The following is a 22,750-nucleotide window of genomic DNA, read 5'->3' on the forward strand; positions in this document are numbered from 1 at the left end:
GTTTCACCCCCCACGTCCTTGCTAACCCCCTCCCCCCGAAGGTGGGGCTTCGCCCACTGCAACCCCCGGCTCTGAAAGGTGATTGAAATGGAAGCAGAAAAAAAGAAACTGAAGATATACATCCCCGGAATCAAATTTCCCTCTGTCTCGCTCACAGGAAGCTACTGCGCCCTCAACTGCGCCCACTGCGGGAGACACTACCTTGAGGGCATGAAGAAGCCCAGGAAAAGGGAGCTCGTTGACTTCTGCCTCGACCTCGAGCGCTCCGGAGGTTTGGGCTGTCTGCTGAGCGGGGGAATGGACTCCCGGCTGAAGGTGCCGATTGACAAGTACGCGGACGAGCTGAGGGAGATTAAGAGGAGAACGAACCTGAAGCTCAACGCCCACGTCGGTTTCATAGACGAGAGCGATTTGGAGTGGCTGAAGTACGTTGATGTCGTTTCTCTCGACTTCGTCGGCGATGACGACGTGATAAGGCGAGTTTACAAAATAGACAAGACTGTAGAAGATTACCTTCGCATAGTTGAACTTCTGACCGAGAACGAAATCCGCGTGGCGCCCCACATAACGATAGGCCTCGACTTCGGGAGAATCCACTGGGAGTACCGGGCCATAGACCTGCTTACTCAGTATCCGATAGACGTCCTCGTGCTGGACGTACTCATACCGACAAAAGGGACGGAGATGGAGAGCGTTCCGAAACCGGGCGTCGAGGAGAGCCTGAAGGTCGTAAAATACGCCCGCGAACGCTTCGACGGAGAGATAAGCATAGGCTGCATGCGGCCGCTGGGACGGTGGAGGCTTGAGTTCGACAGGGGGGCAGTCCTGGCAGGAGTTGACAGGCTGACGAACCCGCCGAGGAAAATCATAGAGTGGGCAAAAACTGTTAGAGAAGTCGAGATAATCTACGAGTGCTGTGTGATGTAGGGCTCAGAAAACACAATCCTCTTTAAGACCTCCTGTTGAAATACTCTCAAACAATAAAAAGGACACTAAATTCATCTCCCAAGCAGATTTATCCTTTTGAGCTCCGTTTCTGCATCTTTAATGGCTTCATCCAGGGCTTTTAGAAGGATTCCTTTTGAAACTTTAACTGTGATTTTAGCCCATGCAACAAAGAACAGAACAACCATACCACCCATGCTGGAGGCGTAGATTATTTCCAGTGGATCGTAAGTTCCAAGGGTAAACCTGACAAAAGGCGGACGGGTAAGGCCTGCCAACCTAACCAGTGTTGATAGTACTTTTCCCAGACCTTGCTTTAGTTGGGCTGGTCCCATACTACTCTCCACTCTTCCTTGGGCAGTTTTCCTTTTTTAATGAACTCTTTTAGTTCTTTCAGGTCATCAATGTAGTCCTTTAAGTTAATTGTAGCATTTAAAATATAAACATCCCATAAATCTCGACATCGTACTCATTTAAGTAGCTTTCATCGCTCTCCTCCCAAAACTCATCCGGACGGAGGAGTCTAAATCTTAAATGCTCGACTTCCACAGGCTTCTTCTGCATAATACGGCTTATGTTTTCGATAGTACGTTGAATGTTTTTAGTAAACTCCTTAACGGGGATTTGGAAGTCCCTGCCGTCGGGAAGTTTAATCGTAACATACCCTCCATTTTCCACGAGTTTCAGTCCAAAAAAATCACCGGAACCCTTCAACTCTGCAAGTATCTCCAGTACTTCCGTAAACTCCTGTACCGGGACGGGTTCATCAGTGAGGAATAGGGGTTCTTCAGCTGTTATTAGAACGGGAAATCCTTCCTCCTCTGAGGTGAAATAAAAGGAAAGGTACATCATAACACAACCCCCTAATATTTAGATGCAGGAAACGCGGTAACTATCCTATACCACCCTTTCCCTACTTTTTCAAGAACTACTGCCATTTTTGTTCCAAGTTTTGGAGAGTATCTTACGAGTACTATTCTGCCTGGCTTCTTCCCACAGTCCATGTAATCGGGATTTCGTATGGTTTCCTTTATTTCCCTCATGATATCCTAGGCAGAGAGGTACTTAAATTTATCCTTGAATTTGTACACGTTTGTGAGTATGTGGCGTATAATGATGTGTCTAGCACCTTCCTTATCAAGTATAACCCATCCTCCATCAAAGACCCCACAAGATAGTGTTGCTCCTCTGAACCAGATGTTACCGAAATGAGGGTATTCCTTGTCAAATTCTTCAGCAAGCTTCTTCGCCTTCTCTGCGTCCCATCCGTTGAGGTATGCCTACGCAAGGTGCTCTTCAAAGTACCTGTGCAAGATTACAGGCTATGAATAAAGTTTCTAAACCTCTTCAGGACTCCAATATATGCTAGTAATGGTTCTCTCAATGGGCCTTCTGGGAGCAACTGGGTTAGTTCTTCCAAGGAGTTTAACGTTTCCACACCCATTTTCAGGAAAGCCCTTGATAAGAGACCTGCATCACACTCCATTACTATCCGTTTCGGGTTGAGCGTTCCATCTTTTTCGGCAAAGTAAGTCTCCGAACACACGAGCACCGTTTCTCCCCTGAGTTTGAACACCACCGGATTCAGGCTCTTTCCAAGCGTGGCATCGAAAACAGGTTCTCCAATATCCGGACACTCCAGTAGATACTTCCGTCTAAGCTCCTCAATAGGAACCTCTTTCAGCCGTGGGTCAGGAATTCTCTTAATTTCTGAGGGATAAATCCACTTCCGCAGAAATCCCACAAACCAGTCCTTTGTGACTATCTCTCTGTTAAACTTTTCCAAGGCGCCTCTGAGATAGATGCTCACAAGGAACGAGTTCTGAGGAACGCTGAGGAATACAAGTGTCTCATTGGAATCATCCGCGAGCACTTCATGCCCCATGATTTTCAGCGAGTACCTGCCGGGGGGTAAACGGAAGAGCTTCGAAAGAGCATGGAGGCGCAGGGGCTCCTTTTTGTTTTGGAGAGGCAATCCCTCCGGGTAGTCCATATTCTCCAGCTTTTTTCTCAAGTATTCAACATCGAAGTACCAAGTTATCAAGGCTACTCCCTCCAAAGGAGTCTTTCCTACCGCCCAAGTCCAAGCATCCCAATGGATTTGTCAATGTGCCTTTTTGCCGGGCAGTTTGCCGTCCGCCACGAAATCCTTGAGAAGTTTAAGCTCCTCAACGTATCCCTCGAGATTAACGAACGCTTCCAGTACGTACGTGCTCCCGTAAACTTGAACTTCGTACTCGTCCATGACGTCCTCGCGTTCACCGGGCATCTCAAGCACTTCAGGTGAAGGCAGCTTTAGCTTGAACCTGAGCCACTCCATCCGCACCGATTTACCGTGGAGAACCGCCTTCATATTTTGGAGAGGTCTGAACTATCCCGGAAAGCTTTTTACGGGTGACGTGTACCTTTCCCCCATCCGGTAAGGTCAGGCAAACCCTTCCACCTTCTGCCCTTATCTTCAGGTCCCAGAGCCTTTCTGGCGGGTTCTCCATTGATTGGAGCGCCTTTAGGGAGCTCATGAATTCATCCAGCACCACCGGGTCTTCACTGATGAAAACCGGCCCGTCTCCGAGAACCAGCACGGGAAGCCCCTGTCTCCATCCTGGAGGAAGAAAGAGAATGTAATCACGCCTCACACCTCAAGCATTCGACGTATTTCCCTTTTCCATCTGGGGGGTATTCGTTCCTTAAGCTGTCCGGAACTTCAGTATCAAGCATTCCACGGCATCAACCCTCGAGCACGTCCTTATACTTGCTCTTCCGCACGAGCTCTTTAACTCTCTCAAGCCCTGTCAGGTAGGCTTCGTCCCTGGTTCCCTTCAGGTACTCCTCGAGGAATTCCAGGGCGGCTTTAACATACTCCCTGACTTCGACTCTCTCCCTACCGACAAACCGCTCGTTTTCGAAGGCTTCAATAAGCAGGTAATCGCCCTCCTTCCTGAACACCACGGGAGAAATCGGCTCGTAAGTGCCAAAACCCACCTCGAGCTTTCCGCCCCTGCAGTTCCTTCTTATCACCCTCCTCTCGTCCTCCTCGAACTTTTCAAGCACGTAGGGAATTTCATCGCATGACGAGACTGCAAAGGTTACTGTGGCGAGGATTGCCGCCAGCGCCTGCACAATGTAGCAGAGCGCCAATACAAACTCTTTTCCGTTAACCTCCACCTCGATCTCAGCCCCAAATCCTTCGGATTCCTCCAGCTCTTCAAGCGAGGTATCAACCGAGAACTTAACCGGCATTAAGACCACCCCCGGCTTTTTCTTTAAAAAATTTAAAGGTGGCGGGTCAATCCAAGTAAGCTGTGATAAATTTGTAAATTCCCCGTGCTCTATCGTACGATAGGACGACTCTAACCTTCCTGCCTATCCACTTGCCCCTAAAATATCCGAACCTCTTTTCGACCACGAACTTGCGGGGAGTGTGCTCGGGGTCACTGCAGTCAATTCTTCCTTTCTTGATTGTTTCTCCGATTAAGGAAAGAATGAAGTCTGCGCTCCAGTCAGAGGGAAAGACTGTCAGTTTTCCTTTTTTGCCCAGCCTCTGTCTTAGAATGTGCCGTTTAATAAAATGAACTGCCCCATATTTGTCGTTACCTTTTTCAATGATGACGTCTCCTTCTGGGAAGTAACTACCACAGGCATATCTTCCCCTGAACTTTACCCGAAAGTTCTTGTACTGCTTGTCAAACTCTTTTGCAAGCTTCTTCGCCTTGTTAGCGTCCCATCCGTTGAGATATGCCTGTGCAAGGAGTTTGCCGTATTCCTTCGGGCTGAATAAGTCCTCAACGGCCTTGACCTCGTCCCTGGTTATTGTGATGATGGGCTTCACTATGACGGCTTCCTTTTTGAGGCCCCACCATTTCTTCTTAACGTAACCGTAACCAATCTCTGCTTTACTCCCCCAGAAGTTCATCTTAACGCCTTTCGCCAGTTCCTGATTACCGTCCTTAATCTTGTCAGGAATCTCGCTTACGAAGGCCTCGGTGAACTCGCTGACGGGTTTCGAATACACGTACTTGGCAATGGCCGCGACAATGCTCCCTATGGCCACTATCCAGCCAATACCCGGGACAAAGACCTCAAGGAAAGGCTCCACAACAACAGTGGCGCCTCCGAACTGTGGCTGAACCTCACCCCCCGGCCCCTTCTCAGGACTGAACTCCTGTGGAACTTTTACAGTGCCGTTCGCCGTCGCGTTAACGAAGCTTGCCGCGGCGCTCGCTCCCCTGAGGGCCATCCCAAGGAAGAGCACCACCAAAGCCACGGCGAGAAACCGCTTCCAGCCCATGCAGTCACCTCCAGTATCGTTCAGTTGGATAACAAATCCAAAACTTAAAGAGTTTACTGTTTTAAGTATTGTCACGGGAATGTAAATTGGAAATACATTACTACTCCACAAAAATTCAATTACATCCCCAGAACAGCACAGTTAAAGGGGCTCCAAAGAGATTAATAGCCAACCAGAAAATCGGAAAATAAAAACCAGCCAAAGGAACCCATTTGCATGTTTACGAACTTAATGGAAATGCAGGGCTCACCCTTCCTCGCATCATCATAAATCAGAAAGGAGAACGCCGATCATCGCCCTCAGACTTCTTCTTTTACCGTGACAAATGAGACCATTGTTACTGTCTGATCTATGCCCTTTATCTCCCTGAGCCTGTCCACGACTATCTTTCCTATCTCCTCAGCGTTCGGTGCGCGAACTTTTATTAGCAAGTCCCACTCACCGGCAACGATGTGGACCTCATAGACGCCCTCAAGGGCAGCGACCCTCTCGGCTACTTCCCTCTGAGTGAGCCCCGAATCAGGGTCGTAGCGCGCCAGTATGAAGGCTGTCGTTCCCAGGTCAAGTTTCTTGTAGTTGGGCTTAACCGTGAACTTCTCGATTATCCCTTCATCAACCAGCTTCTTTATCCTGTAGTGCACTGTCGTCCTCGGGATGCCAAGTTTCTTGCTCAGAGATGCTATGTTCTCCCTGGCGTTTTCCTTAAGTTCCCTCAACAACCTTATGTCTGTAGCATCAAGCGAACTCGCCATCGCGATCCCCTTTTGTCATTATTACAATTCACACCGTGATAATTGGAATGATTTCATTATTTAAGGTTTTCCTTTAACCAAGTTGCAAAAGCGTGCAACGCCCTGCCCCTGTGAGATATCCTGTTCTTTTCGTCCGTTGTCATTTCGGCAAAAGTTCGGTCGAAACCTGAAGGTCTGAATATGGGATCGAACCCGAATCCACCGGTTCCCCTCGGCTCCTCGGTTATAACACCATCCACCCTGCCCTCAAAAATGTGAAGCTCACCGTCCCAGTACGCCACGATGCTCTTGAAATAGGCCCTCCTGTCCTCAATGCCCCCCATAAGCTTCAGGATACCGTTTATTCCAAGAGTTTTGTAGACGTAGGCAGAATAAACCCCCGGAAAACCGTTAAGGGCCGAAATAAACAGGCCCGAATCATCTATGAAGAAAGGACCCTCAACTCTCTCCGCCAGCCATTTTACCCCGTAGTCCGCCACCTCCTCGAGGGAATCCGCCTGTATCTCTGGATACTCAACCTTCAGCTGGTAGACTTCCAACCCAACGCTGGCAAGGTACCTCCTGGCCTCCTCCACCTTACCAGGATTTGAAGTTATAAAAGCAACCCTCATCGAACCACCGTAGAAAGGTATAAGGAAAGTCCTAAAAAAGTATGGCTTCAGTCGATCTTGTAGCCTATCTTCTCCACGAGCTCCCTGCGCTCCTTCCTCTGCTCCTCGGTCTCTATTTTGTTGGCCGCCTTGCCGTCAACAACTCCAAGGACGCTCCGTCCAAGGTCGGTCTCGGCGACGATGACCTGGAACGGGTTCTCGCTGGCGCCGTAGACCATGACCACAGCTGGGTGGTTCTTGACGGTGTTCAGGACGTTTATCGGGAAGGCGTTCTTCATCAGGATGACGAAGACATGGCCCGCGCCGATTTTCACGGCGTTCTTTGCGGCGAGCTCTTCAAGCTCCTTGTCGTTTCCGGTGTAGCGCGTGAGCTGGGGCTTGGCTTCGTTCATTGCTATGCCGAACTTTATCCCTGGAACAGCCGTGAGAAGGGCCCTCGCAAGGTCGTCAACCGTGAATATCGAGAAGTTACCCTGTCCGATTATGACCTCCACGCCCTCGGGCTTTTCAATGTCAACGACTTCAATCTTCACCATGGCCACCACCGGAAGAATTTAATAACCGAGGGGATATAACTTTTTCCGAGGGGTAATTTTTCAACTGCGGTGGTGCCGCGAATGGGCGAGGTTAAACAAGATGAAATCGAATTCCTCGCGGAGCTTCTGAGTAAGTACCCCCTCGAAAGCCTCAGAAAAATAGCCTCGACCGAGGGGATAGACTATTACAGACTGAAGAGAATTTACGACCGCTATTACGGTAAATACCTTGTCATCAGTGCCACATACAACATACGGCGTATCGGACTGAAGAGCTTTGTCGGATTTCTCAGCGTCCCGGCCGAAAGGCTTATGGAAGTCGCCGTTAGGATGACAAAAAACCCCTTCATCGGCTACGTTAACCCGGCGTTCGGGTTCAAGAACGGCCTGTCAATCATCTTCTACGTCCCGAAAGACCAGGTGAATGATATAGACGAGATGCTCGCCAAATATTCCGATGACTTTGAATACTACGAGGTCTGGGCGTATCCACCCCCCGAAAAGCCCAGAGAGTGGGGAGACTGGGAGCTGGGCCACGACTACGCGGTCCTGATGGACATCTTGAAATGGGACGCACGGACGCCGATAAAGCGAATAGCAGAGCGGCTCGACAAGACGAGACCAACGATAAGGTACATGATAAACAGGCTCAGGGAGAAGAAAATCCTCACCGGGTTCTCCCCCATGGTGGATATGAACGTCCACGACAGGGGCGTTATTGGAATATCAAGCGAAATAAAAGAAGACGTCCTGAACAGGTTCAAAGAGTACGAAATCATGGCAGGATACCTCCCGGGCAGGGGCTACCTCCTTGAATGGTTCTTCTCATCGAAGGAGGACATGGGGGGAAAGGTTCTGGAGTTCAGCGCCTACGTAGAAAAGCTCCTGATAGAGTACTTTGAACCGAGCTTCAAAGAGCTTAATGACGGCAACAAAAAGACAGCGTTCCAGAGAATGGTAAAAGAAGACGGAAGCGGCTACCGCTCGATCCTAGAGTTTTAGAGGGATATCAGGCAGTACTCCATGCCGTCTATCTCGCCCGTCGCCTGATACTCAAGGGCCCTGCAGTCGTGGCAGATGTATTTGAACGGACATGTGGCGCAGGTGGGTATGTTGTCCTTCGTCATTCTCCAGAACGACCTAAGCCTCTTTTTCCTCAAAGTCTCCTTGAGTGTCATTCTGGTAAGGTCGCCTGCGACGTAGTTCCTCAGGAGCGGGCAGGGCAGAACGTAGCCGTCAGCGGTGACCGCGACGGTTCCGGAGAGGCAGTCGTGGTACTTCTCCGCACTGGGGTTGTATATCCTGCGGAGCTCAATGACGTTGAAGTTGAGCCTCCTGGCCGAACCCGGGAAGAGGACGTCAACGTAGACTTCGCCTCTGAAACTGCCTGAGAGCAGCCCGGTGCGGAAGTCTTCAGGGGCCACCATTATGAGGGCGCCGTGGAGCCAGGGGTAAGCCGAGAGCTCATCGAGGGTGTGCTCTGGGTAGCTGAGCTCCGCGATGAAGTTGACGCCCTCAACCGGGGTAACCTTGTCGAGGTCATCAAAGAGGACAACCGCGTAGACCTCAGGGAACTCAAGCTCGCTCGCGAACACCGAGAGGGCAAGGAGCGTCTCAACGTTGTCGTAGTTGGTAAGCCACACTTCTTTTCCGCCCAACTTCCGGAACTCAAGGAGTATCTCTTTCATTCTCTCAATGCTCAGCGGCTCCCTGCGGAGAATGAACCTGTTGTTGCCAATGCAGCCGATTGAACGGGGGATGCCCTCAACCTCGGAGAACTTTCCCTTACCCGCGCCGAGCTGGAGTATGAGCCTCTCAAGCTTTCCGTTGCTGGTTTTATTCGACCAAGGAGGCTTCGCGACGCTCACCACAGACTGGGACTGAAAAACCTCGCCAGCCGAACCAGCACAAACGGCCTTCTCCATCACCGCTCACCGGGAGCAGGTACGAAGGACGGATATATATACTTTTTCTATTCGGATTTTGCTGACTATTGAGAATAGTATGCAAAAAGTGGAGAAAGTCAGACTGGAACCTGCCTGTCTCCCTCAATCCAGAACGTGCCCTCATCTGTCACTTCCTTCTTCCACACCGGAACCCTCTTTTTGACCTCGTCCAGCGCCCAGGAGCAGGCCTCAAAGGCCTCCTTCCTGTGCTTTGCACTGGCCACTATGAGTATTGTGTCTTCCCCAACCGGGAGCTCGCCGTAGCGGTGCCATATGAGCATGTCCAGAATCGGAAACTTCTCAAGGGCCTCCTTTCTTATCCTCTCCATCTCGGCCTCGGCCATCTCAGGATAGGCCTCGTAAATGAGCTTCTCAACCCTCCTGCCGTGGCTCTCGTTCCTGACCTGACCTAGAAAGACCACGTACGCCCCGCTCTCAGGGATACGGAGAAGGCTTATCGCTTCATCAACGCTGAAGGGCTCCTTTGTCAGCTTGACTTTCATGCCTAATCCCCTGGGAAGATAAGCCCGGAAGGTTTAAAGTTTTAGTTCCAGAGCAGATGCCGGTGAAAGCATGAGGAAGCTTACGGTGCTGATACTCGTGCTTATTGTAGTCTCGGCGGGGTGCATTGGAGGGGACACTTCCCAGCCCCAGACTTCAAAGGCAGACGGGGAGACAACAAGCCCACAGAGCCCCATCAAAACCGGCTCCGAAAAGGAGAACACCCCGATTGACCCTGTGAAGGCCTTGGAAGAAATAAAGCAGTACTCCTACGCCGAGGATGCCAGTGTTGAGCTGGACATGGAGATGAAGTCCGGAAACTTCACACAGGAAGCAAACTTCACCATGATAATAGAGGAGATGGGGTACGTGGACTTTGAAGAGAAGAAGGCCAAGATTATGACAACGACGACCACACTGCCAGACAACGTGACGTTCAATATGAGCCTGGTTGTTGTCGACGGAAAAGTCTACATCAAGGATATTGGTGAGAGGATTGCCAAAAACGATACTTCGTTCTGGCGCATCAACCCGGTTTCGGTTGCAAGGGAACTACTCAAACTCCAGCCGGTCGGCAACTACACAGAAAACGGAACACTTGTCCTCGTATATTCTGTTCCAGAGGAACTGATACTCCCGATGGCAGAGTTTTATTTCGCAACCCCCGACATGAACACCACCGTGACCGACGCGACCGCCGAGCTGTACTTCACCGATGAAGGGTTCACTGGAATGAAACTGACCTACGGAATCATCGCCACCACTACGGCAGAAGACATAAGCGGGGAAATAATAGAAGTCACCGAGAGGGGCTACTGGAAGGGGACAATAAAAATAACTTCCATCAACAAAAAAGAAGAAGTTGAAGCCCCGTCTACCTGAGCTCAACGACGTCAAAGTTGTTGTAGGCCAGGTCAACCAGCAGGAGCCTGTTGAGAAGGGGCTCACCGACCCCGGTCAGGAGCTTTATGACCTCCATCGCCTGTATTGAACCAATGACGCCGGCGGTGGCCCCGATTATCGGGAACTTCCCGCTTTTTTCTTTCACACTGGGGAAAATCTCGCGCAGGCTCTTTGTTTTTCCGGGGACTATTGTCGTCACCTGGCCAAAAGTCCCCTCGACGGCACCGTGGACGAGGGGAATGCCCTTTCTCTGGGAGTACTCATCGAGCAGGAAGCGGGTCTCAAAGTTGTCGAGGCAGTCAACGATTACATCGACCCCCTCAAGGACTTCGTCAACGTTATCCTCACTCAGCCTCCCCACGAATGTCTCGATTTTTATATCGGAGTTGAAACGCTCCAGCTTCCACTTCGCGGAGAGGGGCTTCGGGTTCCTCGCCACGTCCTCTTCCCAGTGGAGTATCTGCCTGTTGAGGTTGCTGAGCTCGGGCTCCTGCTCGTCTATCAGGAGGAGTGTTCCCACCCCCGCGGCGGCCAGGTAGTAGGCCACAGGGCTTCCGAGACCGCCGACGCCAACCACCGCGACCTTCGCCCGTTTGAGCTTCTCCTGTCCCTCCGTTCCAAAAATCATTATCTGTCTGTCGTACCTCTCCAGCTCCCTCTCGCTCAGCATATCAACCACCACTCACCGGCGGGAAGAGCGCCACGGCATCACCGTCCCGGAGAACCTCATCAAAGCGGGCATAGCGGCCGTTCAGGGAGACGTTGACGTCAGCTAAGTCGTCGTCCTCGGCAAAAACCTCGTTCTTCAGAACCGGGTGCCTCTCCTTGAGGATTTCTATCAGCTCTCTTATCGTTATTCCATCGGGAACCTCAAGCTCCTCCTCACTCTTACCAACGAGGGAGCGGTAGCGGGCAAAATACCTCACCTTGACCCTCATCCACACCACCGGAAGAAGTTGGGAGGAGAGTTAAAAAGGGTTGCTGGACGGCTTTGTCACCAAGGGACGCTCTTCCAGCCCATTTTGTAGGCAAAGTAGTTGGCGCCCCAGTGGATGAAGGGCGAAAATACGAGGAGGAAGATAATCTGCCCGCTGGAGAGAGTCTTAACAGGATAGGCGAAGGCAAGGGCGCTTATCAGGAAACCGAGCTGGTCGAGGCCTATGGCCGGAGCACCGCGCGGGAGGTTTGCGCGCCTCTTGATGAAGCTCCCAACGAGGTCACCAAAGAGCGCACCGAATGAAAGCAGGAACGCGAGCTTTACCGCCGTCGGAAGGTCTCCGTAGAACCCAGGGGTTATGAAGTACTGGACTACACCAACGAGGGTCCCAATGGCAACTCCACCGATGAAGCCCCGCCAGGTCTTTCCATCTCCAAGAATCCTCCGTCCGTCCCTCCACTTTCGCCCGCCGTCTATGGGCGGCCCTCCCCCCACGAGAACCGGGGAGGCGTTGGCAAAGTAGGCGGGAAGGATGTACCAGAACGCCCAGAACACGGATTCCAGCCCCATTTCACCACCAGAGGAATAAACTGGGAACCTTTTATAAGGGTTGGGGCTGGAATCCGAGACAGGGTGACAGGTATGATAAAGAAGCTCGTTGCAATAGTGCTCCTCGCGTTGCTCCTATGGGGGGCTTATGTCTCGTACACACTCCTCAGCTCGCCACCAAAGCTCAGCGCCCGCTGGGGCACAGTGACCGAGACAAACACGGAGCTGATAATCGAGGGTGAATGGAACCGGCCCCTTCTCCTGCCGGTTTCACTGGAGAACACCACAATGGGCTTTATGGGAATACCCATCGCCAGGACGGAACGGGTTGAGCTCTCTGGAGAGAACGCACTCATCGCCCTCAGCATAGACAACCAGAACCTGATCAGCGCGCTTTTCAAGTACCTTGAGAACGGACAGAGCGGAACTTTTGAAGTTTCCTTCAAGGGGACGGCCCTGAAAGTAATCCCCTTGAGGTTCAGCGTGACCCGAAACGTCGGTATGGACGTCTTCAAGACCTTCAACTTCACCTCCGAGAGCAAGCCTGTGCTCGGGGGCCTCGCGTACACGCCCGCACTCCTCGAGACCAAAGTCACCAGGGTGGAAGAGAAGGACGGTAAGGGAACGTTAATCGCCGACATGAGGCTCTACAACCCCAACTCGTTCCCAATCCCGCTCTCAAACCTGACGTTTGATGTGTACGCGAATGATGTAAAGATTGGAACCGGGTACCTCCTTAAGCCCACTACAATTCCGGCCAAGGACTACGCGACCGTCAGGACGACAATAGAGCTCGATAAGAGCGCACTGGCCAGGGCCTGGGCTCTTCACGTGAAGAACGGCGAAAGGAGCACCATAGAAGTCCAGATGGGGGTCTCAGTGAGCCTGCTGGGTAAAAACCTCAAGATACCCCTCAAAACCGAGAAAAGGTACCTCGAGACCCACATAATAGAGGACATCAACGGGGCACTGGCAGGGCTCGTGCGGGGGTGAGCTTTTAAATCAAGCCCCTCTTTTTTCACTATGGTGAGAGAAATGAACGTTAAGGAAATCCACGAGTTCCTCAACAGAATCTGGAACGACATCTTCACGCTCAACGAGGAGCTCAAGGTCGAGCTCCCAAAAGAAGGGTTCAAAGTGGAGGACGTGGAGGAGGTCTTTGGAGCGTACATATTCCTCGACGGCGAGTGGGTTAGAATGGACTACCCCCACCCGGCTTTTGAGGTGAAGCCGCAAATCGAAGTCGGGGCGACGCCGGAGAGCTACTACTTCGTGGTTGCAGTTCCAAAGGAGAGAATAAACGAGGGCTTCCTGGAGGCGTTCCTTGAGCTCTTCCCGAGGAGCTTCATCTACGGGAGCGAGGACTTCCTGAGCGACGTCCACAACTGGAGAAGAGGGGAGGCGTCGCCTGAGGAAATCCTTAGAAGAATCGAGGAGAGCCGTGAGAAGGTCTTCCAGTTTGAGGCGAACTTTGAGAGCGCCGGAGAGCTGAAGAAAGGGCTTTTGAAGCTCATTGAAGCCGGAAAGCGCTTTGAAATCTTTGACCTGTGAGGTGTCGCGATGAGCCCGGAGGAAGCGTTTCCAGCGGAGCTCAGGGAGTACTACCGGAAGCTCTTCGGGAGCGAGGCAGAGGAGATAATGGCGTCGCTCAGGACTCCCGTCGAGAAGTATTATATCCGCGTCAACACCCTCAAGACGAGCAGGGAAAAGCTGATGAGAATCCTCAGGCGCGAGGGCCTGAAGCCGAAGAGGAGCCCCTACCTAAAGGAGGGCATCTACTTCGAGAGGGAGGGCCCGAACTTCCCCGACGACTACAAACCGGGCCTGCCGGTGGTGAAGGCAAACAAGTTCGCGAGCGAGAGCGTCTACCAGGGGGCACACCTCTACGCCCCCGGAGTCCTGCAGGCGGACAGGAACATAAAGCCCGGCGACGAGGTCGAGATACGCGACCCAAGGGGCCTGCTCGTCGGGATTGGAATAGCCAGAATGAGCGCAAAGGAGATGGTCGTCTCGACGAGGGGCCTGGCAGTCGAGGTCACCCTGCCCAAGTTCAAGCTCCCGAGCCTGAACGAGCTGGAGTCCTTCAAGGAGGGCCTCTTCTACGCCCAGAGCCTTCCCTCTATGGTGGTGGCCCACGTCCTTGAGCCGAGCGAGGAGGAGCTGATAATAGACATGGCCGCCGCCCCCGGCGGAAAGACGAGCCACATCGCCCAGCTCCTCCAGAACAGGGGGGAGATAATCGCCATAGACAAGTCGAGGAACCGGCTGAAGAAAATGGAGGAGGAGCTCAACAGGCTCGGTGTGAAGAACGTCAAGCTTATCCGAATGGACGCGAGGAAGTTACCGGAGCTCGGTCTCCAGGCAGATAAGATACTCCTCGACGCCCCGTGCACCGCCCTCGGCATAAGGCCAAAGCTCTGGGAGAGCAGGACGCCGAAGGACATCGAGGCGACGGCCCGTTACCAGAGGGCCTTTATCTGGGCTGCAATAAAGTCTCTCCGCAGAGGGGGAGTCCTCGTATACTCCACCTGCACGCTGAGCTACGAGGAGAACGAGGCCAACGTGAAGTTCATGCTGGAGAAGGGACTCAAGCTTGAGGAGCAGGCGGTCTTCATAGGCTCTGAGGGAATTGAAATGGAGGAAGTCCAGCGCTTTTACCCAAACAGACACCTGACGCAGGGCTTCTTCATTGCAAGGCTCAGGAAGGTGTGACGGATGGACTGGAAGAAAGCCGGACTCATGGGCTTTGGAGTCCTCATCATTGGCCTCCTGCTGTGGTGGGCAGGAATACGGGACGTCATTGAGCTCCTGGGCCGGGTTAAGCCGGACTACTTCCTCCTGGCAGTTCTTATGTACATCATCGGGCTCCTCACGTGGGGCCTGCGCTGGAAGGTTCTCCTCGACGCCATCGGTGTGAGGACGGGCTTCAGGAAAGTGCTCCTCGCCCTGCTTTCCGGTATATTCGTCAACAACGTCACCCCTGGGGCGAGGGGCGGTGGCGAGCCCGTCAGGACTTATTTCCTCGCGAAAGAAATCCAGAAGCCCTACGGCCAGGTCTTCGCGACTGTTATGATGGACAGAATCCTCGACATTATTCCCGTTGTGGTGATGCTGGCCCTTTCAACCGCCTACGTCTACAGGCTCGGCTCCATCTCGCTCACCATTATACTCGTCCTCCTCGACATTGCCTTTGCGGGCCTTATACTCTTCACCCTTGGAATCCTGCTGAGCGAAAAGAAGACAAAGGGTGCCCTCTACTGGTTTTTCAGGCTCTTTGAGAGGCTCGCCCCCCAGAAGGCGGAAGACTACCGGGACAGGTTTAAGAAGACCGTTGAAGAAGACGTCCCGAGGTTTCAGAGCGACTTCCGCTTTTTGATGAGGCACAAGGGGGCCTTCCTGCTTGCCCTGGCTTACTCAACCGCCTCCTGGCTCACGGTCGTCCTCAGGACGTACTACGTTTTCAGGGCAATCAACTACCCTGTCTCACTGGTTGACGTCATGGTAGTCCAGATGGTGGGAATGGTCATAGGCATGGTGAGCGTGATTCCGGGGGGAGCCGGAATCATAGAGAGCGTAAACTCCGCGGTCTATATTCTTCTAGGGATAAGCAAGGAAGTCGCCGTCACGGCGACGCTTCTGGACAGGCTGATTTACTACTGGGTTCCAACCGCAGTGGGGGCTCTGGCGACTGCCCACCTCGGGACAAAGATAAAGAGAAAAGTTTAATTAAAACGGGCATAAACAAGAGGGATTGACATGAAGTTCGGAGTTGTTGCCCGCCGGGATAAGGCAGAGGCTTTGAAGCTGGCTTATAGAGTCTACGACTTCCTCAAGGTCAGCGGCTACGATGTGGTGGTTGATGAGGACACATACAGATACCTGAGGGAGTTCGACGAGTCGGACATTCTCCCCCTGGAGGACTTCGACGTGGACTTCATAATAGCCATAGGCGGCGACGGGACCATCTTGAGGGTGGAGCACAAGACCAAGAAGGAAATCCCAATCCTCGGGATTAACATGGGGACACTCGGGTTTCTCACGGAAGTCGAGCCCCACGAGACGTTCTTCGCCCTCAGCAAGCTCCTAGAGGGGGACTACTTCATAGACGAGCGCATAAAGCTGAGGACTTATATTGACGGGGAGGCCAGCGTGCCGGACGCCCTCAACGAGGCGGCTATTCTAACCGGAATCCCCGGAAAGATAATCCACCTCAAGTACTACATCGACGGCGGGCTTGCGGACGAAATCCGCGCGGACGGGCTCATAGTCTCGACGCCAACCGGGTCCACGGGCTACGCCATGAGCGCCGGCGGGCCGTTTATTGACCCCAGGCTCAGCGTCACGGTCATAGCCCCTCTCGCACCCCTGGCGCTCAGCTCAAGGCCGATGGTAATCCCGGCGGAGAGCAGGATAGACATCAGAAACATGACGATAACGAGGGAAATCCTGCTCGCCATAGACGGCCAGTTCTACACCTACCTGCCCCCCGAGACCGAGATAACGATAAAGCTCTCCCCCAGGAGGGCCAGGTTCGTGCGCTTCACTGAAGAGATATATCCCAAATACACGATGAGGCTCAAAAAGAGGTTTTAAAGGGGCTCAAACTCCTTGAGAAAGAGAGCCTTTTCCTGTTCACTCAGCACAGAGTCATCAACAAAGATTATTAGACCAGCCCCATGCTGAAAGACCACGTAGTCCTTGAGGTTTGTCAGGAACTTAAAGACCGCCTTGAAGTCGTTGTAGAGGAGTAGATACTCTACACAGTCAATCAAAACAACGGAACTGGGATTGTCCCTGACAAAGCGGATGATAACGTCCTGAAGTACGTGGAGTGCCGTCGGGTTGATGCCCTCCGAGATCTGAGTCACCCACACCGTCGAAACGTTCTCAAAGCCTTTGTACATGTTAGGCGACCGTGTAACGGCCAAGACTGGGAAGTCGGCACCCTTTAGGAGCTCCATAACGTCAAGAAAGCGGGTCTTGGAAAAGACCACGTGGGCCCCAAAGGAGGATTTTTTGTAGAGGGAAGGGGGACGGGGGATATAGCTGCTCTCCACGAGTTTGATGTAATGGACTATCGCGTAGATTACCCCAACTATCGAAATTGAGTACGCAAACAGCTCAAAATACCAAGCAGGCTCCACACAGCAGAAGTCATCAATCAAATCAGCAACGCGGCCGAGCTCAGCTATCCCGAGGAAAATAACCGAGTACCTCACAAGTGTGTCAATCTCAGACCTATATTTACCCAAACGCTTCACCATGAAGGCAAGCACGTATCCGATAGCCAGGAACAGAATTATATCAATTACCAGAACGTAGAAGGGAACTATCAGCTCCATATAACTTCCACCTCATCGGTTCTAAACTTCTGCTTCACGACGGTCTCTCCAAGGGAGAACCTGATTCCAGCCTTAAACATCCTCAGCCCGGTGTACGCTATCATCGCGCCGTTGTCCCTGCACAGGTCGTAGGGCGGGACGAAGAACTTAACCCCCCTGTCCTGGGCCATGATTTTGAGCATCTCCCTCAGCCTGTTGTTCGCCGCGACGCCGCCAACGAGGACGACTTCATCTTTTCCGGTGTGCGCAACGGCCCTCTCGGTGACCTCAACGAGCGCCGCAAAGGCAGTCTCCTGGAAGGAGTAGGCCAAATCCTCGACGCGGTACTTCCCGGTGCGGTACTTCCTAACTGCCTCGGTCAGAATCCCCGAAAAGCTCAAATCCATTCCCTTTACAGCATAGGGGAGCTCTACGTAGCGCCTGCCCTTGAGAGCAAGCTTCTCAATCTTAGGGCCACCGGGGAAGCCGATGCCGAGTTCACGCGCGAAGGTGTCTATCGCGTTGCCTATCCCAATGTCGAGGGTCTCGCCGAAGACGCGGTAGCGGCCGCCTTCTAAGGCTAAAACCTGCGTGTTTCCGCCGCTCACGTAGAGGCCAACGGGGTCTTTAACGCCGAACATCTTGGTTATCTCGACGTGGGCTATGCAGTGGTTCACACCAACAATCGGCTTGTTGTACTTTATCGCCAGGGCCCTGGCGGCTGTTGCAACAACGCGGAGAGCAGGCCCGAGGCCGGGCCCCTGGGAGAAGGCGATAACGTCAACGTCCTCCATCGTTATTCCAGCAGTCTTGAGGGCCTTCATGAGGAGGGGCTTCAAAAGCCTGGCGTGGTGCTCAGCGGCCTCCTTCGGGTGGATTCCGCCCTTCTCGGTCGTGAGGGTATCAAATACGTTGGCCAGAACTTCCTTCTCAGTGACAATGCCTATGCCGAGCGTGTGGGCGGTGCCCTCTATGCCGAGTGCAATCATGGTGCAGAATAGAGGAAAGCGGTATAAAAAAGTTATTGGGAGGCACAACCGCTACGGCTTGGAGTCTCTTCCAGGACGGTAAATCCTCTTCTCAAACGTTACAAAATCAGTCCAGGCGGCGTGGGCAAGGAAGCCTGCCTCAAGATCAGGCTTGCCGTCCTTAAACGCGTGCTCCTGGTAGGAGCTCCCGACAACCTCGCCAACGAACCACGTGTGGTCGCCGTAGTCCCTCTCGTCAACAACCCTGCACTCCAGGTTCGCGAGGGCCTCCTTTATGCTCGGCGTTTCAATGGCCTTGGACGGAACAAGGGTCACGTTCATCTCCTTAAGCTTCTCCGGGCCGTGCTTCGTGCCCGCTATCCAGACGTCATCGAGCATGTCAAGGCTGGGAACGCTTATCACGAACTCCCGGTACTTCTTGACGAGCTTCCAGGTGTACCTCCGGGGCGCTATGGCAACGCCGACCATCAACGGCTTCGCAGAGAGTATCGTGACCCAGTCAGCCGCCATAACGTTCGCTTCCTCACCCCTCCCAACCACGACGAGATAAGTCCTCATCGGGTAGAGGAGCCTGTACGGATTCATGATAACCACCACATATGAACCCGACGCCAAATTTAAAAAGTTAAAAGCCTCAGCGGAGAGAGAGCCACTTTAAGGCCCTCGCCGCGCGCTCCGGCGTGGGGAAGTTCTTGATTCCATGCTCTTCGAGCAGTTTTACCCCCCCGCGGACGAGCTCACCGGCCATGAAGTTGACGATGACCGGCTTGTCGCAGTCGGCCTCGATAACTGCCTTAGCTATCTCCTCGCTCGGAATGAAAATCGGAGGAACGCAGATTACGAGGATTGAGTCAACGTTCTCGTCCCTGCAAACTACCTCAATCGTCCTCTTGTAGCGTTCGTAGTCGGCATCGGCGATGAGGTCAATCGGGTTCCTGACCGAGCACTGGGGCGGGAGGAAGGAGCGGAGCTCCTCCACAGTCTTATCGCCCAGCTTTGCAATCTCAAGGCCCAGCCTTTCGAGCTTGTCAGTCGCGAGGACGCCCGGACCGCCGGAATTGGTGATGACCGCCACGCGCTTTCCGGCCCTGGGATACATCTCGAAGGCCTTCGCCGCGTCGAAGAGCTCCTCCATCTCTTCGACCTCTATCGCTCCGGCCTGCTTGAAGGCCGCGCGGTAGATTTCGTAGGAGCCTGCGAGCGAGCCGGTATGAGAGGCGGCAGCTTTAGCACCGCTGGCGCTCTTGCCGGCCTTGAGGACTATCACGGGCTTCCTCTCGCTCGCGTAGCGGAGGGCTTTCAAAAAGCGTCTGCCGTCCCTAACGCCCTCTATGTAAAGCGCTATCGCCTTAGTGTTACCGTCATCGGCAAAGTACTCCAAAAAGTCGCTCTCGTTCAGGTCAGAGGCGTTTCCATAGGAAACGAAGGCCGAGAAGCCTATGCCCTCGTCGTTGCCCATCGCAAGGGCCGCGCCGCCGAAGGCACCGCTCTGGCTGATGAGGGCGAGCCCGCCGGGTTTAACGCGAACCTCGAAGGAGCCGAAGAACCTCCCGTGGACGCCGAAGATGCCGGCGCAGTTGGGGCCGATGAGCCTAACGCCGTGCTTTTTTGCCCTCTCGACCAGCTCGCGCTCAAGCTCTTCGTTTCCAACCTCGGAAAAGCCGGCGCTTATCACAACGGCGCCTTTTATCAGCGGGCCGATTTCATCGATGAGGGCTGGAACGAACTTCGCCGGTATGGCGATTATGGCGGTATCGACCGGCTCATCAAGTTTTTCCCGGACTTCAAAGGTCTTCCCCGCGACCTCAACGGTGCCGCCTTTGGGGTTGACCGGGATTATTTTGCCTTCAAAGCCTCCCTCGACAATGTTCCTGAGGATTTCGTAGGCTATGGCACCTTTCTTGAACGAACCGAACACAGAAACGCTTGAAGGGTAGAAGAAGTAGTCCACACCATCACCTCCAAAAGAATCTCCACAGGCCATAAAAAAGCTTATTGGTTCTCGTCCCAACTTTAACCTATGAAGAAAAAGTACCGCAAGGTTGTAGTCGGCGGAACCTTTGACAGGCTACACCTCGGCCACAAGGCACTGCTCAGGAAGGCCTTCGAGGTCGGAAGGGTGGTTTACGTCGGCTTAACTTCAGATGAGATGATAAGAAACAAGCCATACGCCGAGAAAATACTCCCCTACGAGCTCCGCTTAAGGGATTTGCTCAAGTTCTTCGACGTCAACGGCTACACGAACTACCGCGTCATTAAAATCCACACGGCAATAGGCTTTGCAGGAGAAATGAAAAGTCTTGAGGCAATAGTGGTCAGCGAGGAGACCTACAAGGGGGCACTGCTAGTAAACCAGGCGAGGGCCGAGCGCGGGCTCAGACCGCTTGAGATAGTTGTGATTCCGGTAATAAAGAGCTCCCTCGGGCCGAAGATAAGCTCCTCACTGATAAGGGCCGGGCTGATAGACCCGTTTGGGAGGCCGGTTTCCAGTGGAAACGGAACTCCCCGAAAGACGTTTAAGGGGAAAGGACTTAACACCAACGGTGATACCCATGGCGAAGCTGAAGGAGCCGATTATAGCGATCAACTTCAAGACATACATCGAGGCGACCGGAAAGAGGGCGCTTGAGATAGCGAAGGCCGCCGAGAAGGTCTGGAAGGAGACCGGAATAACCATAGTCGTCGCGCCCCAGCTGGCAGACCTCAGAATGATAGCCGAGAGCGTTGAAATCCCGGTCTTCGCCCAGCACATCGACCCGATAAAGCCTGGAAGCCACACCGGCCACGTCCTTCCAGAGGCCGTGAAGGAAGCTGGCGCGGTAGGAACGCTCCTCAACCACTCCGAGAACAGGATGATTCTGGCAGACCTTGAAGCGGCGATAAGAAGAGCAGAGGAAGTCGGGCTCATGACGATGGTCTGCTCCAACAACCCGGCCGTTTCCGCGGCGGTTGCAGCTCTCGGCCCGGACTACGTTGCCGTCGAGCCACCTGAACTAATAGGCACGGGAATCCCCGTGAGCAAGGCAAAGCCCGAGGTCATCACTGACACCGTTGAGCTGGTCAAGAAGGTCAATCCAGAGGTCAAGGTTCTCACTGGAGCTGGAATTTCCTCTGGAGAGGACGTCAAGAAGGCCCTTGAGCTGGGAAGCGTCGGGGTTCTCCTCGCGAGCGGGGTTACCAAGGCAAAGGACCCGGAGAAGGCGATAAGAGATTTGGTGTCGCTTATCGTCTGAGCCCCTTTTTCCCACTTTTAAACACTGGTTTGTAGGCTTAAGATTTATAAGCCTGGACTCTGCTTTTCTATCGGGCAGCCCCGTGGTGTAGCGGCCAAGCATGCGGGACTTTGGATCCCGCGACCCGGGTTCGAATCCCGGCGGGGCTACCACACAAACTTCGCCTGCGCGAAGTTTGACCAAGGTTTATGATTCTTTTTTGGAATGCTGTTCTTTGGATGGATTTCTTCTTGAGTTACTCCTTTTGAAGGGGTGAATTCCCTTGAAAGCGCCTTTTATAAGAGGTTCAAGCCTTTTAGCGCTCCGATGGAGCGCGGTTTAAGTAGAACCTCCCCAAGAAGAAGCATTGGTAGTGAATTCTTCCTCGAAGGGCTAAAATGAAGAGGCAAATCCCTTCTTAAGAAGAGTCTTGTACAATGAATCACAAACTTTTGGTCAAGCTTTGCTAAAGCTTGCTCTGTACTCTCAAACCCCCGAGTGGGGCTTCGCCCCACAACCCCGTTCTTTTTAAAACTCTGGGGGGCTAACGCCCCCACGCCCCCAGAATTTTGCCTGCGCGAAGTTTAGTGAAGCTTTTTGTAGAACAGCCGTTGAAAGCGACCACAAACTGTGGCCATTACTCCTCAAGTGATGCCCCGTCACCAGTGATCGGGTGTTCATTTTGCCAATTTGAGAAGTTTAACTAACAACCCCGAACTTTTTACGGGTTGTTACTCGAAAATAAAAATCAGAGAAGGCTTTCAATGAGCTTGTAGTCTTCTTCTGGGATTTCTCTCATCGCCTTGCCCATCAGGTGACCGCTCCAGCGCTTCTTGTTGGTGATGAACTTCAGCTTTGGAACCAGCGGCTTGAACTCAACCTCGCCGAGCTTTACGGGCCTAATCTTCACCCTCAGCGGGTAAGTCTCGTTGAGGTGCGGCGGGCTCTTGAAGATTCTGCTTGAGTCCGTGTAGGGCTCGCTAACGACCTCGAAGATGCCAACGATCTTGGGTTCGAGAATCTCTTTGTTTTTCCTCTCCTTGTTTTTCCTCTCCTGCTTGACGTAGAAGACGAGCTTATCACCGGGATTGACTTTGGCAATGGTGTTCCTGTGCCTTCTCGGCACGCCCCAGACGTTCTTCTCCTTGACAACCTCCCAGTTCTCGCGGTTCGTAATGCAGAGCCAGTACTTCATTTCACTTCACCCGTAAAGGCAGTTGGGCTCCAAAGGATAAATAAGTTGTTGTCTCAAATTTGGGA

Annotated in this window: 30 protein-coding genes, 1 tRNA gene and 1 pseudogene; 11 read left to right on the plus strand and 21 right to left on the minus strand. The window is 53.0% G+C overall.

Going from position 1 to position 22,750, the window contains the following annotated elements; all coding sequences use genetic code 11:
• Positions 1-87 precede the first annotated feature (87 nt).
• Positions 88-927 carry a radical SAM protein gene (locus TEU_RS02070; protein ID WP_050002207.1) on the plus strand — a complete coding sequence of 280 codons (840 nt, stop codon included), beginning with the start codon at positions 88-90 and terminating at the stop codon, positions 925-927.
• Between the two features lie 71 nt (positions 928-998).
• On the opposite strand, the gene TEU_RS11825 is transcribed toward TEU_RS02070, so the two are convergent.
• The 11 genes from TEU_RS11825 to TEU_RS02115 all read right to left on the minus strand — a co-directional run bounded on the left by TEU_RS11825 (position 999) and on the right by TEU_RS02115 (position 7,132).
• Positions 999-1,292 carry a hypothetical protein gene (locus TEU_RS11825; protein WP_227738749.1) on the minus strand — a complete coding sequence of 98 codons (294 nt, stop codon included), beginning with the start codon at positions 1,290-1,292 and terminating at the stop codon, positions 999-1,001.
• Between the two features lie 85 nt (positions 1,293-1,377).
• The gene (locus TEU_RS11830; RefSeq protein ID WP_050002209.1) at positions 1,378-1,797 is read right to left on the minus strand and encodes a hypothetical protein; all 420 of its coding nucleotides are present in this window, start codon (positions 1,795-1,797) and stop codon (positions 1,378-1,380) included.
• An 11-nt stretch (positions 1,798-1,808) separates the two neighbouring features.
• Entirely contained in the window at positions 1,809-1,988 is a 180-nt protein-coding gene (locus TEU_RS11590) for a hypothetical protein (RefSeq protein ID WP_144244792.1), read from the minus strand.
• Between the two features lie 272 nt (positions 1,989-2,260).
• Positions 2,261-2,989: a hypothetical protein gene (locus tag TEU_RS02085; protein WP_144244793.1), complete on the minus strand. Its 729-nt coding sequence runs from the start codon at positions 2,987-2,989 to the stop codon at positions 2,261-2,263.
• 60 nt (positions 2,990-3,049) lie between these two features.
• Positions 3,050-3,271 (minus strand): hypothetical protein, encoded by a 222-nt coding sequence (locus tag TEU_RS11835; protein ID WP_227738750.1) that lies wholly within the window; start codon positions 3,269-3,271, stop codon positions 3,050-3,052.
• Between the two features lie 4 nt (positions 3,272-3,275).
• On the minus strand, positions 3,276-3,527 hold the full coding sequence (locus TEU_RS11840; RefSeq protein WP_227738751.1) for a hypothetical protein: 252 nt from the start codon (positions 3,525-3,527) through the stop codon (positions 3,276-3,278).
• Between the two features lie 145 nt (positions 3,528-3,672).
• Entirely contained in the window at positions 3,673-4,185 is a 513-nt protein-coding gene (locus TEU_RS02095; RefSeq protein WP_050002210.1) for a hypothetical protein, read from the minus strand.
• A 46-nt stretch (positions 4,186-4,231) separates the two neighbouring features.
• Complete coding sequence (locus tag TEU_RS02100) at positions 4,232-5,233, minus strand: hypothetical protein (RefSeq protein WP_050002211.1); 1,002 nt, start codon at positions 5,231-5,233, stop codon at positions 4,232-4,234.
• Between the two features lie 299 nt (positions 5,234-5,532).
• A complete protein-coding gene (locus TEU_RS02105) occupies positions 5,533-5,985 on the minus strand; it encodes an Lrp/AsnC family transcriptional regulator (protein WP_050002212.1) in 453 nt (150 codons plus the stop codon).
• Between the two features lie 56 nt (positions 5,986-6,041).
• Positions 6,042-6,596: an XTP/dITP diphosphatase gene (locus TEU_RS02110; RefSeq protein WP_050002213.1), complete on the minus strand. Its 555-nt coding sequence runs from the start codon at positions 6,594-6,596 to the stop codon at positions 6,042-6,044.
• 47 nt (positions 6,597-6,643) lie between these two features.
• Positions 6,644-7,132: an adenosine-specific kinase gene (locus tag TEU_RS02115; RefSeq protein ID WP_050002214.1), complete on the minus strand. Its 489-nt coding sequence runs from the start codon at positions 7,130-7,132 to the stop codon at positions 6,644-6,646.
• An 81-nt stretch (positions 7,133-7,213) separates the two neighbouring features.
• Between TEU_RS02115 and TEU_RS02120 the strand changes: the two genes are divergently transcribed.
• A complete protein-coding gene (locus TEU_RS02120; RefSeq protein WP_050002215.1) occupies positions 7,214-8,134 on the plus strand; it encodes an Lrp/AsnC family transcriptional regulator in 921 nt (306 codons plus the stop codon).
• Here TEU_RS02120 and TEU_RS02125 read toward each other — a convergent pair.
• Together TEU_RS02125 and TEU_RS02130 are read right to left on the minus strand one after the other, a co-directional pair.
• Positions 8,131-9,057 (minus strand): SPASM domain-containing protein, encoded by a 927-nt coding sequence (locus TEU_RS02125; protein ID WP_050002216.1) that lies wholly within the window; start codon positions 9,055-9,057, stop codon positions 8,131-8,133. The two genes, TEU_RS02120 and TEU_RS02125, sit on opposite strands and share 4 nt — an antisense overlap.
• 98 nt (positions 9,058-9,155) lie before the next feature.
• Complete coding sequence (locus tag TEU_RS02130) at positions 9,156-9,581, minus strand: molybdenum cofactor biosynthesis protein MoaE (protein WP_050002217.1); 426 nt, start codon at positions 9,579-9,581, stop codon at positions 9,156-9,158.
• Positions 9,582-9,651: 70 nt separating this feature from the next.
• Here TEU_RS02130 and TEU_RS02135 point away from each other — a divergent pair, with 70 nt between their 5' ends.
• Positions 9,652-10,461 carry a hypothetical protein gene (locus TEU_RS02135; RefSeq protein WP_050002218.1) on the plus strand — a complete coding sequence of 270 codons (810 nt, stop codon included), beginning with the start codon at positions 9,652-9,654 and terminating at the stop codon, positions 10,459-10,461.
• Here the strand turns inward: TEU_RS02135 and TEU_RS02140 are convergent.
• The 3 genes from TEU_RS02140 to TEU_RS02150 are packed head-to-tail and all read right to left on the minus strand — an operon-like array spanning position 10,454 to position 11,989.
• Positions 10,454-11,152, minus strand: coding sequence for a ThiF family adenylyltransferase (locus TEU_RS02140; protein ID WP_050002219.1), 699 nt, complete (start codon positions 11,150-11,152; stop codon positions 10,454-10,456). The two genes, TEU_RS02135 and TEU_RS02140, sit on opposite strands and share 8 nt — an antisense overlap.
• Position 11,153: 1 nt before the next feature.
• Entirely contained in the window at positions 11,154-11,420 is a 267-nt protein-coding gene (locus tag TEU_RS02145; protein WP_050002220.1) for a ubiquitin-like small modifier protein 1, read from the minus strand.
• Between the two features lie 56 nt (positions 11,421-11,476).
• Positions 11,477-11,989 carry a CDP-2,3-bis-(O-geranylgeranyl)-sn-glycerol synthase gene (locus tag TEU_RS02150; protein ID WP_050002221.1) on the minus strand — a complete coding sequence of 171 codons (513 nt, stop codon included), beginning with the start codon at positions 11,987-11,989 and terminating at the stop codon, positions 11,477-11,479.
• Positions 11,990-12,061: 72 nt separating this feature from the next.
• Here TEU_RS02150 and TEU_RS02155 point away from each other — a divergent pair, with 72 nt between their 5' ends.
• Genes TEU_RS02155 through TEU_RS02175 form a run of 5 tightly spaced genes read left to right on the plus strand, consistent with a single transcriptional unit; the run spans position 12,062 to position 16,561 of the window.
• Positions 12,062-12,961 carry an LEA type 2 family protein gene (locus tag TEU_RS02155; protein ID WP_050002222.1) on the plus strand — a complete coding sequence of 300 codons (900 nt, stop codon included), beginning with the start codon at positions 12,062-12,064 and terminating at the stop codon, positions 12,959-12,961.
• Between the two features lie 42 nt (positions 12,962-13,003).
• Positions 13,004-13,519 (plus strand): DUF3201 domain-containing protein, encoded by a 516-nt coding sequence (locus TEU_RS02160; RefSeq protein ID WP_050002223.1) that lies wholly within the window; start codon positions 13,004-13,006, stop codon positions 13,517-13,519.
• 9 nt (positions 13,520-13,528) lie between these two features.
• Positions 13,529-14,680 (plus strand): RsmB/NOP family class I SAM-dependent RNA methyltransferase, encoded by a 1,152-nt coding sequence (locus TEU_RS02165; RefSeq protein WP_050002224.1) that lies wholly within the window; start codon positions 13,529-13,531, stop codon positions 14,678-14,680.
• Between the two features lie 3 nt (positions 14,681-14,683).
• Positions 14,684-15,694, plus strand: coding sequence for a lysylphosphatidylglycerol synthase transmembrane domain-containing protein (locus TEU_RS02170; protein ID WP_050002225.1), 1,011 nt, complete (start codon positions 14,684-14,686; stop codon positions 15,692-15,694).
• 30 nt (positions 15,695-15,724) lie between these two features.
• Positions 15,725-16,561 carry an NAD(+) kinase gene (locus tag TEU_RS02175; protein ID WP_050002226.1) on the plus strand — a complete coding sequence of 279 codons (837 nt, stop codon included), beginning with the start codon at positions 15,725-15,727 and terminating at the stop codon, positions 16,559-16,561.
• Here TEU_RS02175 and TEU_RS02180 read toward each other — a convergent pair.
• From TEU_RS02180 to TEU_RS02195, 4 genes are read right to left on the minus strand one after another with little or no spacing between them, the layout of a single operon-like run.
• Positions 16,558-17,310: a DUF835 domain-containing protein gene (locus TEU_RS02180; RefSeq protein ID WP_050002227.1), complete on the minus strand. Its 753-nt coding sequence runs from the start codon at positions 17,308-17,310 to the stop codon at positions 16,558-16,560. The genes TEU_RS02175 and TEU_RS02180 overlap by 4 nt on opposite strands.
• A complete protein-coding gene (locus tag TEU_RS02185) occupies positions 17,301-18,278 on the minus strand; it encodes a bifunctional N(6)-L-threonylcarbamoyladenine synthase/serine/threonine protein kinase (RefSeq protein ID WP_050002228.1) in 978 nt (325 codons plus the stop codon). Before TEU_RS02185 ends, TEU_RS02180 begins: the two co-directional genes overlap by 10 nt.
• 51 nt (positions 18,279-18,329) lie before the next feature.
• Positions 18,330-18,863 (minus strand): flavin reductase family protein, encoded by a 534-nt coding sequence (locus TEU_RS02190; RefSeq protein WP_050002229.1) that lies wholly within the window; start codon positions 18,861-18,863, stop codon positions 18,330-18,332.
• 49 nt (positions 18,864-18,912) lie between these two features.
• The gene (locus TEU_RS02195; protein WP_050002230.1) at positions 18,913-20,229 is read right to left on the minus strand and encodes an acetate--CoA ligase family protein; all 1,317 of its coding nucleotides are present in this window, start codon (positions 20,227-20,229) and stop codon (positions 18,913-18,915) included.
• Between the two features lie 69 nt (positions 20,230-20,298).
• On the opposite strand from TEU_RS02195, the pseudogene coaD reads away from it, so the two are divergent.
• The 3 genes and pseudogenes from coaD to TEU_RS02210 form a co-directional block, all read left to right on the plus strand.
• Positions 20,299-20,763: pseudogene (gene coaD / locus TEU_RS02200) on the plus strand (phosphopantetheine adenylyltransferase); the annotation flags it as partial.
• Positions 20,764-20,830: 67 nt separating this feature from the next.
• Positions 20,831-21,511: a triose-phosphate isomerase gene (gene tpiA / locus TEU_RS02205; protein ID WP_050002232.1), complete on the plus strand. Its 681-nt coding sequence runs from the start codon at positions 20,831-20,833 to the stop codon at positions 21,509-21,511.
• Between the two features lie 76 nt (positions 21,512-21,587).
• A tRNA-Gln gene (locus TEU_RS02210) sits at positions 21,588-21,663 on the plus strand.
• Between the two features lie 575 nt (positions 21,664-22,238).
• On the opposite strand, the gene TEU_RS02215 is transcribed toward TEU_RS02210, so the two are convergent.
• Positions 22,239-22,685 carry an EVE domain-containing protein gene (locus TEU_RS02215; RefSeq protein ID WP_050002233.1) on the minus strand — a complete coding sequence of 149 codons (447 nt, stop codon included), beginning with the start codon at positions 22,683-22,685 and terminating at the stop codon, positions 22,239-22,241.
• Positions 22,686-22,750 lie beyond the last annotated feature (65 nt).

It is taken from the genome of Thermococcus eurythermalis, assembly GCF_000769655.1.
GTDB lineage: Archaea > Methanobacteriota_B > Thermococci > Thermococcales > Thermococcaceae > Thermococcus > Thermococcus eurythermalis.

Bases quoted from the DNA above. Each gene is read 5' to 3' on its own strand.
- TEU_RS02070 (WP_050002207.1), top strand. From the start codon at position 88: ATGGAAGCAGAAAAAAAGAAACTGAAGATATACATCCCCGGAATCAAA.
- TEU_RS11830 (WP_050002209.1), bottom strand. From the start codon at position 1,797: ATGATGTACCTTTCCTTTTATTTCACCTCAGAGGAGGAAGGATTTCCC.
- TEU_RS11590 (WP_144244792.1), bottom strand. From the start codon at position 1,988: ATGAGGGAAATAAAGGAAACCATACGAAATCCCGATTACATGGACTGT.
- TEU_RS02095 (WP_050002210.1), bottom strand. From the start codon at position 4,185: ATGCCGGTTAAGTTCTCGGTTGATACCTCGCTTGAAGAGCTGGAGGAA.
- TEU_RS02100 (WP_050002211.1), bottom strand. From the start codon at position 5,233: ATGGGCTGGAAGCGGTTTCTCGCCGTGGCTTTGGTGGTGCTCTTCCTT.
- TEU_RS02105 (WP_050002212.1), bottom strand. From the start codon at position 5,985: ATGGCGAGTTCGCTTGATGCTACAGACATAAGGTTGTTGAGGGAACTT.
- TEU_RS02110 (WP_050002213.1), bottom strand. From the start codon at position 6,596: ATGAGGGTTGCTTTTATAACTTCAAATCCTGGTAAGGTGGAGGAGGCC.
- TEU_RS02115 (WP_050002214.1), bottom strand. From the start codon at position 7,132: ATGGTGAAGATTGAAGTCGTTGACATTGAAAAGCCCGAGGGCGTGGAG.
- TEU_RS02120 (WP_050002215.1), top strand. From the start codon at position 7,214: ATGGGCGAGGTTAAACAAGATGAAATCGAATTCCTCGCGGAGCTTCTG.
- TEU_RS02125 (WP_050002216.1), bottom strand. From the start codon at position 9,057: ATGGAGAAGGCCGTTTGTGCTGGTTCGGCTGGCGAGGTTTTTCAGTCC.
- TEU_RS02130 (WP_050002217.1), bottom strand. From the start codon at position 9,581: ATGAAAGTCAAGCTGACAAAGGAGCCCTTCAGCGTTGATGAAGCGATA.
- TEU_RS02135 (WP_050002218.1), top strand. From the start codon at position 9,652: ATGAGGAAGCTTACGGTGCTGATACTCGTGCTTATTGTAGTCTCGGCG.
- TEU_RS02140 (WP_050002219.1), bottom strand. From the start codon at position 11,152: ATGCTGAGCGAGAGGGAGCTGGAGAGGTACGACAGACAGATAATGATT.
- TEU_RS02145 (WP_050002220.1), bottom strand. From the start codon at position 11,420: ATGAGGGTCAAGGTGAGGTATTTTGCCCGCTACCGCTCCCTCGTTGGT.
- TEU_RS02150 (WP_050002221.1), bottom strand. From the start codon at position 11,989: ATGGGGCTGGAATCCGTGTTCTGGGCGTTCTGGTACATCCTTCCCGCC.
- TEU_RS02155 (WP_050002222.1), top strand. From the start codon at position 12,062: ATGATAAAGAAGCTCGTTGCAATAGTGCTCCTCGCGTTGCTCCTATGG.
- TEU_RS02160 (WP_050002223.1), top strand. From the start codon at position 13,004: ATGAACGTTAAGGAAATCCACGAGTTCCTCAACAGAATCTGGAACGAC.
- TEU_RS02165 (WP_050002224.1), top strand. From the start codon at position 13,529: ATGAGCCCGGAGGAAGCGTTTCCAGCGGAGCTCAGGGAGTACTACCGG.
- TEU_RS02170 (WP_050002225.1), top strand. From the start codon at position 14,684: ATGGACTGGAAGAAAGCCGGACTCATGGGCTTTGGAGTCCTCATCATT.
- TEU_RS02175 (WP_050002226.1), top strand. From the start codon at position 15,725: ATGAAGTTCGGAGTTGTTGCCCGCCGGGATAAGGCAGAGGCTTTGAAG.
- TEU_RS02180 (WP_050002227.1), bottom strand. From the start codon at position 17,310: ATGGAGCTGATAGTTCCCTTCTACGTTCTGGTAATTGATATAATTCTG.
- TEU_RS02185 (WP_050002228.1), bottom strand. From the start codon at position 18,278: ATGATTGCACTCGGCATAGAGGGCACCGCCCACACGCTCGGCATAGGC.
- TEU_RS02190 (WP_050002229.1), bottom strand. From the start codon at position 18,863: ATGAATCCGTACAGGCTCCTCTACCCGATGAGGACTTATCTCGTCGTG.
- tpiA (WP_050002232.1), top strand. From the start codon at position 20,831: ATGGCGAAGCTGAAGGAGCCGATTATAGCGATCAACTTCAAGACATAC.
- TEU_RS02215 (WP_050002233.1), bottom strand. From the start codon at position 22,685: ATGAAGTACTGGCTCTGCATTACGAACCGCGAGAACTGGGAGGTTGTC.